At 54.1% G+C, this 666-nt stretch carries 1 protein-coding gene; it reads left to right on the top strand.

Annotated features, from left to right (window positions below; all coding sequences use genetic code 11):
* A partial coding sequence (locus tag NKG60_RS32180; protein ID WP_352976697.1) for an IclR family transcriptional regulator occupies nt 1-600 on the top strand: 600 nt, incomplete at its 5' end.
* Between the last annotated feature and the right edge of the window lie 66 nt (nt 601-666).

Here is a 666-nt window from a genome sequence, read left to right as displayed (position 1 = left end):
GTTGTCGGAAACAACCTGGTCGTGCTTGCGGGTAAGACGATTGGCTCAGCCTTTCGAACGGCACGACGCCACGCAGTTCTTCAGAATGTCGCAGCAGAAATTGGCGAGCAATGCGAAATTGGAATCGTTAGAAACAATGAAGTAGTCTATGTCGACAGCGTTCGGGTTAAAGCTCCCCATGGACTACAGTTTGATCCTGGGCATAGCGCGCCCATTTATTGTACGTCTACCGGGAAGATTTACATGAGTACGCTTCCCATAAAGCCGCGTGAAAAGCTGGTTCGGTCCCTCCACATGGAGCAGCATACGGACAGGACGATAACCGATCCTGATGCGCTTCTCGTTGTTCTAGAGGAAACTCGCCGGGAAGGATGGGCTCGGACGAACGAAGAGTTCGTTAAAGGTGTGGTTGGATGCGCGGTTCCAATCCTAGCTCCTGGCGGCACTTTGATCGCTTGTCTTGGTGTGTCCGTTCCAGTCGCCCGCGTCAGCTTTGACGAGCTTCAGCGTTTCCGTGAACCCTTGGTAACGGCAGCAAAGTTGCTATCTGAGACGATACTGCAGACCAGCAACGACTTTGCCGAAGGAGACATTGGCTAAAGCGCACCATCCGGTGAGGGCTCCGCATCGGGTTCCTGACCTTGCAGGCGCATCGTAGGCTCGCTC

It is taken from the genome of Mesorhizobium sp. M1428 (assembly GCF_040317515.1).
Lineage (GTDB): Bacteria > Pseudomonadota > Alphaproteobacteria > Rhizobiales > Rhizobiaceae > Mesorhizobium.
This window is presented reverse-complemented; position numbering and strand designations above follow the sequence as displayed.